A 12408-nucleotide genomic window follows, 5' to 3' on the forward strand; every position below is an offset into this window, starting at 1 on the left:
AAGGAGGAACCATCGTGTCAAGACAGTTCCCATTAGAGAGAACTAGAAATATCGGTATCATGGCTCACATCGATGCTGGTAAGACTACAACGACAGAAAGAATCCTGTACTACACTGGTGTTTCTCACAAGATTGGTGAGGTTCATGACGGTGCAGCTACAATGGACTGGATGGAGCAAGAGCAAGAGAGAGGTATCACAATTACTTCTGCTGCTACAACATGCTCATGGAAAAATAACAGAATCAACATCATCGATACACCAGGTCACGTTGACTTTACAGTAGAAGTTGAGAGATCTTTAAAAGTATTAGATGGTACAGTTGCTGTATTCTGTGCGAAAGGTGGCGTTGAGCCTCAGTCTGAAACAGTTTGGAGACAAGCGGTTAAATACAGAGTTCCAAGAATGGCTTTCGTAAATAAAATGGATATTACAGGTGCAGACTTCTTCAGAGTTGTTCAAATGATGAAGGACAGATTATCTGCAAATGCTATTCCAATTCAAGTACCAATTGGTGCTGAAGACCAATTCCAAGGTATCGTAAACTTATTAACAATGAAAGCTCATGTTTATAAGGACGACCTAGGTGAAAACATTGAGATCACTGACATCCCTGCTGACTTAGTAGATTTAGCTGAGGAAAAAAGAGGTGAAATGATCGAAGCAATTGCTGAAACTAATGAAGAGTTAATGATGGCTTACCTTGAAGGTGAAGAGCTAGAGCATGACGATTTAGTTAAAGCATTAAGAACAGCTACAATTGATAACGTAATTGTACCAGTATTATGTGGTACTGCTTACAAGAACAAAGGTGTTCAGATTCTTCTTGACGCTATCATCGATTACATGCCAGCTCCAACTGACGTTGTTGCTATCAAAGGTATTGATCCTGAGACTGACGAAGAAGTTGCAAGACCAGCTGATGACAAAGGTCCTTTTGCTGCATTAGCGTTCAAGATCATGACTGATCCATATGTAGGTAAGTTATCGTTCTTCAGAGTTTACTCTGGTACATTAGATTCAGGGTCTTACGTTCACAACTCTACTAAGAATAAAAAAGAGAGAGTTGGTAGAATCCTACAAATGCATGCGAACAAGAGAGAAGAAATCAAAACGGTTTACTCTGGTGATATCGCTGCAGCTATCGGTCTTAAGTTTACAACAACTGGTGATACTTTATGTTCACAAGATAACATGGTTGTACTTGAGTCGATGGAATTCCCTGAGCCAGTAATCAAGGTTGCTATTGAGCCTAAGACAAGAGCTTCTCAAGAAAAGATGGGTATTGGTCTATCAAAGCTTGCTGAAGAGGATCCAACGTTCAAGACATACACTGATGAAGAAACTGGTCAGGTTATTATCGCTGGTATGGGTGAGCTTCACCTTGAAATCATCGTTGATAGATTATTAAGAGAGTTTAAAGTAGAGGCGAACATTGGTGCTCCTCAAGTTGCTTACAAAGAAACTATCACTAAAGAAGTTACTATTGAGCACAAATACTCTAAGCAATCTGGTGGTAAGGGTCAATACGGTCATGTTAAAATGCACTTCAGACCTCAAACTGCAGGTGACGGTTATAACTTCATCAACTCTGTTACTGGTGGTGCTGTTCCTAGAGAATACATCGAGCCAGTTAACCAAGGTATCCAAGGTGCACTTCAAAATGGTATCCTAGCTGGATATGAAGTTGTAGATATTGAAGCTGAATTATATGATGGTTCTTATCATGAAGTCGACTCTTCTGAGATGGCGTTTAAATTAGCTGCTTCTATGGCATTCAAAGAGGCTATGAGAAAAGGTGCTGCTGTACTTCTTGAGCCAATGATGAAAGTTGAAGTTGTGGTTCCAGAAGAATACCTAGGTGACGTTATGGGTGATATTAACTCTCGTAGAGGTCAATTAGAAGGTATGGAAGCACAAGATGGTGCTCAAGTAATCAGAGCACATGTACCATTATCAGAGATGTTTGGTTATGCTACTGACTTAAGATCTAAGTCTCAAGGTAGAGGTAACTACACTATGCTATTCAGTCATTATGATCAAGTTCCAAACTCAATTGGTGAGAAGATCATGGGTGACAAAAAATAAATTTTTATAAAGGGAGGAATTTCAAAAATGGCAAAGCAAAAATTTGAAAGAAATAAGCCACACGTTAACGTTGGTACTATTGGTCACGTTGACCACGGTAAAACAACTTTAACAGCTGCAATCACTAAAGTATTATATGACAAGTATGGTCTTGGTGAGAAGGTAGACTTCGAGAATATCGATAAAGCTCCAGAAGAGAGAGAAAGAGGTATCACTATCTCTACAGCACACGTTGAGTATGAAACTCCTAACAGACACTACGCTCACGTTGACTGTCCAGGCCATGCCGACTACGTTAAGAACATGATCACTGGTGCTGCTCAAATGGACGGTTCTATCTTAGTTGTATCTGCAGCAGATGGTCCTATGCCACAAACAAGAGAGCATATCTTATTATCTCGTCAGGTAGGCGTTCCATACATCGTTGTTTTCTTAAACAAGTGTGATATGGTTGATGACGAAGAATTATTAGAATTAGTTGAAATGGAAGTTAGAGAATTACTTGACGAATATGATTTCCCAGGTGATGACACTCCAATCATCAGAGGTTCTGCTTTATTAGCTCTTGAAGATTCTTCTTCAGAGTGGGCTGACAAAATCGTTGAATTATTCGAAATCGTTGACGAGTATGTTCCAGAGCCAGAAAGAGACACTGATAAGCCTTTCTTAATGCCAGTTGAGGACGTTTTCTCTATCACAGGTAGAGGTACAGTTGCAACAGGTAGAATCGAAAGAGGTATCTTAAGAGTTTCTGACGAAATCGAAATCGTTGGTATCAAAGAAGAGAAGAGAAAAGTAGTTTGTACTGGTGTTGAGATGTTCAAGAAGCTTTTAGATGAAGGTTTCGCAGGCGACAACATTGGTTGTTTATTAAGAGGTGTTCAAAGAACAGAAATCGAAAGAGGTCAAGTTCTTGCTGCTCCTGGTACTATCAACCCACATACTAAGTTCGAAGCTCAAGTTTACGTTCTTAAGAAAGAAGAAGGTGGACGTCATAAGCCATTCTTCTCTGGTTACAGACCACAGTTCTTCTTCAGAACTACTGACGTAACTGGTAACATTCAACTTAAAGAAGGCGTAGAAATGTGTATGCCTGGTGATAACGTTGAAATGACTATCGAACTTATCGCTCCTATCGCTATCGAAGAGCAATTAAAGTTCTCTATCCGTGAGGGTGGTAGAACAGTAGGTTCTGGTTCAGTTATCAAGATCTTAGAAGACTAATCAAAACATAAATTATTAGACTGACTTTGTCAGTCTAATTTTTTTCTTCTTTTTTAAAAAAACTTTAAAAAAGGTCTTGCATTATCTGAAAAAGTGGGTTATACTTGTTTGGTACGTAAAACGCGATGAAGCGGGAGGTTACCAGAGCCACTGGAGAACTTCCGTGGAGAAGAGTTTGCCCTGAGAGGCGAGCGACTCGTTGTTTTTTTGTCAAAAAGCTTACGATACGCTAGGCTGAGTGTGCAAGAAAAACAGATTAAAAAAACTACTTACAAGGAGGAAAAAAAATGGCTAACGCAGGTCAAAAAATCAGAATCAGACTTAAGTCTTATGATCACAAATTATTAGATGCTTCTGCAGTAAAAATCGTTGAAGCAGCTAAGAGAACTGGTGCTGAAGTATCAGGTCCAATTCCTTTACCAACAAAGAAGGAAGTTGTAACAATCTTAAGAGCGGTACATAAGTACAAGGACTCAAGAGAGCAATTTGAGATGAGAACTCACAAGAGATTGGTAGACATCTTAAGCCCAACTCAAAAGACAGTTGATGCTTTAATGAAGATCGATTTACCAGCTGGTGTGGATATCGAAATCAAATTATAATAAAGAATACTAAGAATTTGTTGTTTTTATAAATATAAGAACACAACTAAACTTTTTAGTATGATTATGGTTTATGAATTGTCATAATCCGCTGTAAGAAATTTAGGAGGTGTATGAATGAAAGGGATCATCGGAAGAAAAATCGGGATGACTCAAGTGTTCACAGAAAAAGGTGCAGTTGTACCAGTAACAGTTGTTGAAGCTGGTCCAATCTTTGTAACACAAATCAAAACAGTTGAAACTGACGGTTATAACGCAGTTCAGGTTGCTTTTGAAAACAAGAAGAAAAACCATATCATCAAGCCTGAGAAAGGTCACTTTGACAAAGCAGGTTTAGAGGTTATGAAGTATGTTCAAGAATTTAGAGTAGAAGATCCTTCAGCTTATTCTATTGGACAAGAAATCAAAGTTGACTTATTTGAAGCTGGCCAAGCAGTAGATGTAACTGGTACTTCAAAGGGTAAAGGTCACTCTGGTGTAATTAAGAGATGGAACTCTCACAGAGGTCCTATGAGCCACGGTTCTAAGCACAGAAGAAGACCAGGTTCAATCGGTAACGCGTCTTACCCAGGTAGAGTTATCAAGGGTATGACAATGTCAGGTCAATACGGTAACACAACTTCTACAGTTCAAAACTTAGAAATTGTTTCTGTAGACGTTGAAAGAAACTTACTATTAATTAAAGGTGCTATTCCTGGACCGAAAAAAGGCGTAGTAACTGTAAAAGAGTCTGTAAAGGCTACGAAGTAATATAACTGAAGGAAGGAGGACTGGACATGCCTAAATTAGACGTATTAAACGTATCAGGTGAAAAGATCGGTGATATCGATTTACATCCAGGTATTTTCGGAATTGAAGTAAACGAATATGTTTTACACGATGTAGTTAAAAACTACTTAGCAAACCAGAGACAAGGTACTCAATCTGCTAAGACTCGTGCTGAAGTTCGTGGCGGTGGTAAGAAGCCATTTAGACAAAAGGGTACTGGTAGAGCAAGACAAGGTACAACTAGAGCACCTCATTATGTAGGTGGTGGTGTAGCATTTGCTCCAAAGCCAAGAGATTACTCTTACAAATTACCAAAGAGAGTTAAGAGATTAGCATTATTCTCAGCATTATCTGCTAAGGTAGCTGCTGGTGAAATGATCGTATTAGATGAGTTAGCAATGGATGCTCCTAAGACTAAAGATATGGTTAAGATTCTTTCAAACATCAAAGCTGAGAAAAAATCATTAATCGTATTACAAGACGTAAGCGAGAACGTTGTAAGATCATCAAACAATATTCAAGGCGTTGAGACAACGTTTGTTGGTTCATTAAATGTTTATGACATCTTAAACCATGACAACTTTGTTATCACAAAGAAAGCTCTTGAAAGAATTGAGGAGGTTTACGCGTAATGAGATCACCTTATGATATTATTATTAAGCCAATCATCACTGAAAAATCAATGATGGGTATGGAAGATAACAGATATACTTTCAAAGTATTAAAAGATGCTAACAAAACTGAAATCAAGTTAGCTATCGAAGAAGCATTCGGTGTTAAGGTTGCTAAGATCAACACAATGAATGTTAAAGGTAAGGTTAAAAGACAAGGAAGATTCGTTGGTAAGAGAGCTGACTGGAAGAAAGCTATTGTAACTTTAACTGCAGATTCTAAAGCTATCGAATTATTCGAAGGTATGTAATAAAGGAGGCACGACATGGGTATTAGAGGATTTAAGCCCACTTCACCTGCTATTAGACATATGACTGTTTCTACATTTGAAGAAATTACAAAGAAGCAGCCTGAAAAATCTCTAGTAGTATCATTAAAGAAGACTGCTGGTAGAAACAACAGAGGTGTAATCACTGTTAGACATAGAGGTGGCGGCGCTAAGAGAAAGTACAGAATCATCGATTTCAAAAGAAATAAAGATGGTATCCCTGCTACTGTAAGTGCTATTGAGTACGATCCAAACAGAACAGCTAACATCGCATTATTAACTTATGCTGATGGTGAGAAGAGATATATCCTTGCTCCAGCTGGTATCACTGTAGGCGACGTTCTTTACAACGGTAAGGGCGGCGACATCAAAGTTGGTAACTGTATGGAATTAGGCGACATGCCAACAGGTACAATCATTCACAACATTGAAATGAAGCCTGGTAAAGGTGGTCAGTTAATCAGATCTGCTGGTACTTCTGCTCAGTTAATGGCGAAGGAAGGCGAATTTGCTACAATCAGATTAGTATCTGGTGAAGTAAGAAAGATCAGATTAAACTGTAGAGCTACAATCGGCCAAGTTGGTAACACTGATCATGAGAATATCAAGGTTGGTAAAGCTGGTAGAAAGAGACACATGGGCATCAGACCTACAGTTCGTGGATCTGTAATGAACCCTAACGATCACCCTCACGGTGGTGGTGAAGGTAGAACGCCTATCGGTAGAGCTAATCCAGTGACACCTTGGGGTCAACCAGCACTTGGTTACAAGACAAGAAAGAAAAACAAACATTCTAATAAGTACATTGTACGTACTAGACATGAGAAGAGAAAGTAATACATTGTAAATAAATTTCACTCGTTGAAAGGAGGCAATGAACCATGGGTAGATCATTGAAAAAAGGGCCTTTCGTACACAAAGGACTTTTAAAGAAAATAGAAGCTATGAACGAAGCTAACGACAAGCAAGTAGTTAAGACTTGGTCAAGAGCATCAACTATTTTCCCACAAATGGTAGGACACACAATTGCGGTTCATGACGGAAGAAAACATGTACCAGTATACATTACTGAGGACATGATCGGTCATAAATTAGGAGAATTTTCACCAACAAGAACTTTCAGAGGTCACGCAGGAGATAAGACTTCTAAGAGATAATATCTTGTTTTATAGGAGGTAATATAATGGAAGCAAAAGCTTTAGCGAAATACATTAGAATCTCGCCTAGAAAAGTTAAGCCAATTGCTGACTTAGTTAGAGGAAAGAGCGTAGATGAAGCAAAAGCTATTCTAAAGTTCACACCTAGAAAAGGTGCGAAGGCTTTATTAAAAGTTTTAGAATCTGCTGTAGCAAACGCTGAAAATAACTTTGATATGAATGCTGATGAGCTATTCGTTTCTGAAGTATATGCTAACCAAGGTCCATCTATGAAGAGATTCAAAGCTGGTTCTATGGGTAGAGCTAACCCAATACTTCACAGAACAAGCCACATTGGCGTAGTAGTTAAAGAGAAATAGTAAGGAGGGACAAGTATGGGTCAAAAGGTAAGCCCACACGGACTTAGAGTTGGTGTTATCAATGACTGGGATTCTAAATGGTATGCTAGCAAGAAAGACTTCGGTGCATTATTAAAAGAAGACCATGAGATCAGAACTTATATCAAGAAGACTCTTTACACAGCTGGTATCTCAAGAGTTTATATTGATAGAACAGAAGACAAAGTAAGAATTAATATTTTCACTGCTAAGCCAGGAATGATTGTTGGTAGAGGCGGCGAAAACATTGCAAAACTTAAAGATGGTTTAGCAAAGATTACAGATAAATTTATCCAGTTAGACATTTCAGAAGTACAAAATGTAGATACTGACGCTCAATTAGTTTCAGAGAACGTTGCTTTCTCATTAGAGAGAAGAGTTTCATTCAGAAGAGCTATGAAGCAAGTAATGCAAAGAGCTATGAGATCAGGAGCTAAAGGTATTAAGGTATCTTGTTCTGGTAGACTTGGTGGTGCTGAGATGGCTAGAACTGAGCATTACTCAGAAGGTAATGTGCCACTATCTACTTTAAGAGCTGACATCGACTACGGTTTCGGTGAAGCAGATACGACTTATGGTAAGATTGGTGTTAAAGTTTGGATCTACAAAGGTGAAGTTTTACCTACACCAGGTGGTAGAGTTCTTAAGAGAAAAGAAGCTAGAAAAGCTAGACCTAAGAACGATAACAGAAGAAAGCCAAACAACAGAAACAACAGAAACAACAGAAACAACAAAAAGACTGAAAAGTAATAGCTAGCCATCACAGGGATGGTTAAGGAAGGAGGCAATTTGTCATGCTGATGCCTAAAAGAGTTAAAAGAAGAAAGCAACACAGAGGCAGAATGAAAGGAATTGCAACTAAAGGAAACACTGTTACTTACGGTGAGTATGGTCTAGTTGCAATGGATAGAGCGTGGATCACTTCTAATCAAATAGAAGCTGCCAGAATCGCAATCAATAGATACATTAAAAGAGGCGGGAAGACAACTATTAAAATTTTCCCACACAAGCCGGTTACAAGAAAGCCTGCTGAAACACGTATGGGTGCTGGTAAAGGTTCTCCAGAGTACTGGGTAGCTGTTGTTAAGCCAGGCAGAGTTATGTTTGAATTAGCTGGTGTAGATGAAGATACAGCAAGAGAAGCTATGAGATTAGCAGCGAACAAATTACCAATCAAGTGTAAGTTTGTTGTTAAAGCTGATCAAGAAAAGGGTGGTGAAACTCATGAAGCGTAGAGATAAAATGGTAAAATATCGCGACATGACGTCAAAAGAATTAGATGTACAGCTTAACGAGTTGAAAAACGAACTTTTCAATTTAAGATTCCAATTGGCGACAGGTCAGTTAGAGAACCCTTTAAAGTTAAAAGGCGTTAAAAAAGACATCGCTCGAGTAAATTTAATTTTACGTGAGAGAGATCTACAAGCTTAAGCGAAGGAGGATACGTCGTGGAGAGAGGTAGAAGAAAAGTACGTCAGGGATACGTTGTTAGTGATAAAATGGATAAGACAATCACAGTTGAAATTGCAACTTTCGTTCGTCACCCATTATACAACAAGCGTGTTAAGAAGACGGTAAGATACAAGGCACATGATGAAAACAATGTGTGTAACATCGGTGATAGAGTTAAGATTATGGAGACAAGAAAGTTAAGTAAAGATAAGTTCTTTAGACTTGTTGAAGTGATTGAGAAAGCTAAATAGCTTTGTAAGGAGGTTATAGCTATGATCCAACAAGAAACGAGACTGAAAGTAGCTGATAATTCAGGTGCTAAAGAGCTATTAACTATCAAAGTACTAGGCGGTTCTAAAAGAAGATATGCTGGTATTGGCGATATTATAGTTTGTACGGTTAAAAAAGCAACGCCAGGTGGAGTTGTTAAGAAGGGTGATGTAGTTAAAGCTGTAGTTGTAAGAACAGTAAAGGCAACAAGAAGACCTGACGGTTCATACATCAAGTTTGACGATAACGCTGCAGTTATTATTAAAGAAGATAAAACACCAACAGGTACAAGAATCTTTGGTCCTGTTGCTAGAGAGTTAAGAGACAAGAAGTTTATGAAAATTGTTTCACTAGCTCCAGAAGTTTTATAGGAGGTGGACTGAATGCATATCAAGAAAGGCGATACGGTAATCGTAACAGCTGGTAAAGATAAAGGTAAAACAGGTAAAGTATTATATGCCATCCCTAAGACGAACAGAGTAATTGTTGAAGGTGTTAACATGGTAACAAAGCACCAAAAACCAAATGCTAAAGTTCAACAAGGTGGTATCATTCATCAAGAATCACCAATTCATGTATCAAATGTAATGTACTACGAAGCTAAGACTAAGAAAGGTACTCGTATCGGTCATAAGTTCTTAGAAGATGGTAAAAAAGTACGTGTTTCAGTGAGAACTGGTGAAGTATTAGATTAATCCCGAAGGGAGGTATAACGCTAGATGGCTAGATTAAAAGAAACATTTAACAATGAATTAAAGAAAGCGTTAATGGAAAAGTTCAATTACGATTCAGTAATGGAAATTCCTAAGCTTGAAAAAATAGTAATTAACATGGGTTTAGGTTCTGCTAAAGAAAACCCTAAAGTTATCAAGGCAGCTGTAGAAGAGCTTGGTACAATTACTGGTCAAAAGCCTGTAATTACTAAAGCTAAGAAATCAGTAGCGAACTTCAAAGTACGTGAAGGTATGAATGTAGGTGCTAAAGTTACTTTAAGAGATAAGATGATGTATGAATTCTGTGACAGATTATTTACAATCGCTTTACCTCGTGTACGTGACTTCAGAGGTACTAACCCTAACGCATTCGATGGTAGAGGTAACTATACTTTAGGTATTAAAGAGCAGTTAATTTTCCCTGAAATCGAGTATGATAAGGTAGATGCAGTAAGAGGTATGGATATTACTTTCGTTACTACTGCTAAAACTGATGAGGAAGCTAAAGAGTTATTAAGACTTTTAGGCATGCCTTACAGTAAATAATAAGGAGGAGTACTGTGGCTAGAAAAGCGCTTAAAGTTAAACAAGCTAGAAAACAAAAGTTTTCAACTAGAGAATATACAAGATGCAGTATTTGTGGTAGACCACACTCTGTATTAAGAAAATTTGGTATTTGCCGTGTATGCTTCAGAGAATTAGCTTACAAAGGACAAATTCCAGGTGTTAGAAAAGCAAGCTGGTAAAGGAGGAATTTATCATGATGACAGATCCTATTGCAGATTTACTAACGCGTATTAGAAATGCTAATATGGTTAGACATGCAACAGTAGATATCCCGGCTTCTAAGACTAAGAAAGCGATCGTGGAGATCTTGGCTAAAGAAGGTTTCATCCAAGGTTACGAAACAGTAACAGTTGATAACCATGAGTCAATCAGAGTTGCATTAAAATATGGTGCGGATAAATCAAGAGTTATAACTGGCATTAAGAGAATCTCTAAGCCAGGATTAAAAGTATATGCTAAGAAAAATGAATTACCAAAAGTTTTAGGTGGTTTAGGAGTTGCTATTATTTCAACTTCAAATGGCATTGTAACAGACAAAGAAGCTCGTAAATTACAAGTAGGCGGAGAAGTAATCTGCTACGTTTGGTAAGATAAGAATTAGGAGGTGCGCGTGTGTCTAGAATAGGTAGAGCGCCGATTGAAATACCTTCAGGTGTTGAAATCAAGGTAAGCGATGCAAACCTTGTAACTGTTAAAGGTCCATTAGGTCAATTAGAAGAACAGATCAGCAAGGATATGAAAATAACAATCGACGGTAACCAACTGTTAGTTGAAAGACCAACGAACAATAAGTTGCATAGATCACTTCATGGTTTAAGTAGAACTTTAATCCATAACATGGTTATCGGTGTTACAAAAGGTTATGAAAAAGCATTAGAAATTCAAGGTGTTGGTTATAGAGCTAGTAAGAAAGGTAAAGTACTTGACTTACAACTTGGTCATTCTCATCCAATCGAGATGGAAGATCCAGAAGGAATCACTGTTGAGGTTCCAAACAACACTTCTATTATTGTAAAAGGTATCAACAAGGCACTTGTTGGTAATTACGCTGCGAAAATCAGAAACTGGAGAAAGCCAGAGCCTTACAAGGGCAAAGGTGTTCGTTATGTTGGTGAATACGTAAGACGTAAAGAAGGTAAATCAGGTAAATAATAAGAAAGGGTGACTCGGATGATTACTAAGAATAGTAAGAACGCTAAGCGTCAAGTACGTCAAACTAGAGTTCGTAAGAAGATTACTGGAACTCCTGAGCGTCCTAGATTAAATGTATACAGATCAAACAAGAACATCTATGCTCAAATCATTGACGATGTTAATGGTAAGACTTTAGCTTCAGCTTCAACTCTTGAAAAAGAATTTGAACTAACTAACGGTGGTAACAAAGAAGCTGCTAAATTAGTTGGTAAGGCTATCGCTGAAAGAGCTTTAAAAGCTGGTGTTGAAAATGTAGTGTTTGATAGAGCAGGTTACATTTATCACGGAAGAGTAAAAGAATTGAGTGAAGCTGCTAGAGAAGCAGGACTTAAGTTTTAAGGGAGGTATAACATGAGTCGTCAAATCATTGATGCAAGTAAATTAGACCTCAAGGAGCAGGTAATTAACATAAATCGTGTAACGAAAGTTGTTAAGGGTGGTAGAAATTTCAGATTCAGTGCACTTGTTGTAGTTGGTGACCACAATGGCCATGTAGGCGTTGGTACTGGTAAAGCTCAAGAAGTTCCAGAAGCAATCAGAAAAGCTATCGAAAAAGCTAAGAGAAATCTTATCTTTGTTCCTAGAGTTGGAACTACTGTACCACATCCTATCAAAGAAAGATTTGGTGCTGGTAAAGTATTAATTATGCCAGCTAAGCCTGGTACAGGTGTAATTGCAGGTGGTCCAGTTCGTGCGGTATTAGAGTTAGCTGGTATCCAAGACGTAAGAGCTAAGTCTTTAGGTTCTAATAACCCAAATAACATGGTTGCTGCAACAATCAATGGTCTTTTAGCATTAAAGACTGTAGAAGAAGTTGCTAAGGCTAGAGGGTTATCACCTGAAGAGATCTTAGGTTAGGAGGTAACTAATGGCTAAATTAAAGATTAAATTAGTAAAGTCTACAATTGGTAGAAAGCCTAAGCATAGAGCAACTATTCAAGCACTAGGTTTAAGAAAATTAAACCAAGTAGTTGAAAAAGAAGATAACGCTCAAATGAGAGGCATGATTCAACAAGTTGGCTACTTATTAGAAGTAGAAGAAATATAGGAGGTGCGC

General features: G+C 38.0%; 22 protein-coding genes. All 22 read left to right on the forward strand.

Annotation, left to right across the window (positions count from 1 at the left end):
- Positions 1-14: 14 nt before the first annotated feature.
- The 22 genes from fusA (at position 15) to rpmD (ending at position 12399) form a co-directional block, all read left to right on the forward strand.
- Positions 15-2087 (forward strand): elongation factor G, encoded by a 2073-nt coding sequence (gene fusA / locus EZV73_RS23250; RefSeq protein ID WP_240842842.1) that lies wholly within the window; start codon positions 15-17, stop codon positions 2085-2087.
- Between the two features lie 27 nt (positions 2088-2114).
- Positions 2115-3311, forward strand: coding sequence for an elongation factor Tu (tuf, locus tag EZV73_RS23255; protein ID WP_240842843.1), 1197 nt, complete (start codon positions 2115-2117; stop codon positions 3309-3311).
- 287 nt (positions 3312-3598) lie between these two features.
- Positions 3599-3913: a 30S ribosomal protein S10 gene (gene rpsJ, locus EZV73_RS23260; RefSeq protein WP_240842844.1), complete on the forward strand. Its 315-nt coding sequence runs from the start codon at positions 3599-3601 to the stop codon at positions 3911-3913.
- A gap of 117 nt (positions 3914-4030) precedes the next feature.
- Positions 4031-4663 (forward strand): 50S ribosomal protein L3, encoded by a 633-nt coding sequence (gene rplC, locus EZV73_RS23265; RefSeq protein ID WP_240842845.1) that lies wholly within the window; start codon positions 4031-4033, stop codon positions 4661-4663.
- Between the two features lie 26 nt (positions 4664-4689).
- The gene (gene rplD, locus EZV73_RS23270) at positions 4690-5313 is read left to right on the forward strand and encodes a 50S ribosomal protein L4 (RefSeq protein ID WP_240842846.1); all 624 of its coding nucleotides are present in this window, start codon (positions 4690-4692) and stop codon (positions 5311-5313) included.
- Positions 5313-5603, forward strand: coding sequence for a 50S ribosomal protein L23 (gene rplW / locus EZV73_RS23275; protein ID WP_240842847.1), 291 nt, complete (start codon positions 5313-5315; stop codon positions 5601-5603). The genes rplD and rplW overlap by 1 nt, the downstream gene beginning before the upstream one ends.
- A 15-nt stretch (positions 5604-5618) precedes the next feature.
- Positions 5619-6458 carry a 50S ribosomal protein L2 gene (rplB, locus tag EZV73_RS23280; protein ID WP_240842848.1) on the forward strand — a complete coding sequence of 280 codons (840 nt, stop codon included), beginning with the start codon at positions 5619-5621 and terminating at the stop codon, positions 6456-6458.
- 44 nt (positions 6459-6502) lie between these two features.
- A complete protein-coding gene (gene rpsS, locus EZV73_RS23285) occupies positions 6503-6778 on the forward strand; it encodes a 30S ribosomal protein S19 (protein ID WP_240842849.1) in 276 nt (91 codons plus the stop codon).
- A gap of 26 nt (positions 6779-6804) precedes the next feature.
- Entirely contained in the window at positions 6805-7137 is a 333-nt protein-coding gene (gene rplV / locus EZV73_RS23290) for a 50S ribosomal protein L22 (RefSeq protein ID WP_240842850.1), read from the forward strand.
- A gap of 15 nt (positions 7138-7152) precedes the next feature.
- On the forward strand, positions 7153-7905 hold the full coding sequence (rpsC, locus tag EZV73_RS23295; RefSeq protein WP_240842851.1) for a 30S ribosomal protein S3: 753 nt from the start codon (positions 7153-7155) through the stop codon (positions 7903-7905).
- A gap of 44 nt (positions 7906-7949) precedes the next feature.
- Positions 7950-8390, forward strand: a complete 441-nt coding sequence (rplP, locus tag EZV73_RS23300) for a 50S ribosomal protein L16 (RefSeq protein WP_240842852.1) — start codon at positions 7950-7952, stop codon at positions 8388-8390.
- 7 nt (positions 8391-8397) lie between these two features.
- Positions 8398-8586 carry a 50S ribosomal protein L29 gene (gene rpmC, locus EZV73_RS23305; RefSeq protein ID WP_240842853.1) on the forward strand — a complete coding sequence of 63 codons (189 nt, stop codon included), beginning with the start codon at positions 8398-8400 and terminating at the stop codon, positions 8584-8586.
- 17 nt (positions 8587-8603) lie between these two features.
- Entirely contained in the window at positions 8604-8858 is a 255-nt protein-coding gene (rpsQ, locus tag EZV73_RS23310) for a 30S ribosomal protein S17 (RefSeq protein WP_330637201.1), read from the forward strand.
- Between the two features lie 21 nt (positions 8859-8879).
- Positions 8880-9248 carry a 50S ribosomal protein L14 gene (gene rplN, locus EZV73_RS23315; protein ID WP_240842854.1) on the forward strand — a complete coding sequence of 123 codons (369 nt, stop codon included), beginning with the start codon at positions 8880-8882 and terminating at the stop codon, positions 9246-9248.
- A gap of 12 nt (positions 9249-9260) precedes the next feature.
- Entirely contained in the window at positions 9261-9572 is a 312-nt protein-coding gene (gene rplX, locus EZV73_RS23320) for a 50S ribosomal protein L24 (protein ID WP_240842855.1), read from the forward strand.
- Between the two features lie 24 nt (positions 9573-9596).
- Complete coding sequence (gene rplE, locus EZV73_RS23325; RefSeq protein WP_240842856.1) at positions 9597-10136, forward strand: 50S ribosomal protein L5; 540 nt, start codon at positions 9597-9599, stop codon at positions 10134-10136.
- A 14-nt stretch (positions 10137-10150) separates the two neighbouring features.
- Positions 10151-10336, forward strand: a complete 186-nt coding sequence (locus tag EZV73_RS23330) for a type Z 30S ribosomal protein S14 (protein ID WP_240842857.1) — start codon at positions 10151-10153, stop codon at positions 10334-10336.
- An 11-nt stretch (positions 10337-10347) separates the two neighbouring features.
- Positions 10348-10746 carry a 30S ribosomal protein S8 gene (gene rpsH, locus EZV73_RS23335; RefSeq protein ID WP_240842898.1) on the forward strand — a complete coding sequence of 133 codons (399 nt, stop codon included), beginning with the start codon at positions 10348-10350 and terminating at the stop codon, positions 10744-10746.
- A gap of 23 nt (positions 10747-10769) precedes the next feature.
- Positions 10770-11309, forward strand: a complete 540-nt coding sequence (gene rplF / locus EZV73_RS23340; RefSeq protein WP_240842858.1) for a 50S ribosomal protein L6 — start codon at positions 10770-10772, stop codon at positions 11307-11309.
- Positions 11310-11327: 18 nt separating this feature from the next.
- Positions 11328-11690 carry a 50S ribosomal protein L18 gene (gene rplR, locus EZV73_RS23345; protein WP_240842859.1) on the forward strand — a complete coding sequence of 121 codons (363 nt, stop codon included), beginning with the start codon at positions 11328-11330 and terminating at the stop codon, positions 11688-11690.
- Between the two features lie 12 nt (positions 11691-11702).
- A complete protein-coding gene (gene rpsE, locus EZV73_RS23350; RefSeq protein WP_240842860.1) occupies positions 11703-12209 on the forward strand; it encodes a 30S ribosomal protein S5 in 507 nt (168 codons plus the stop codon).
- Between the two features lie 10 nt (positions 12210-12219).
- Complete coding sequence (gene rpmD, locus EZV73_RS23355; RefSeq protein WP_240842861.1) at positions 12220-12399, forward strand: 50S ribosomal protein L30; 180 nt, start codon at positions 12220-12222, stop codon at positions 12397-12399.
- Positions 12400-12408: the final 9 nt, after the last annotated feature.

The organism is Acidaminobacter sp. JC074, from assembly GCF_022496765.1.
GTDB lineage: Bacteria > Bacillota > Clostridia > Peptostreptococcales > Acidaminobacteraceae > JABXKX01.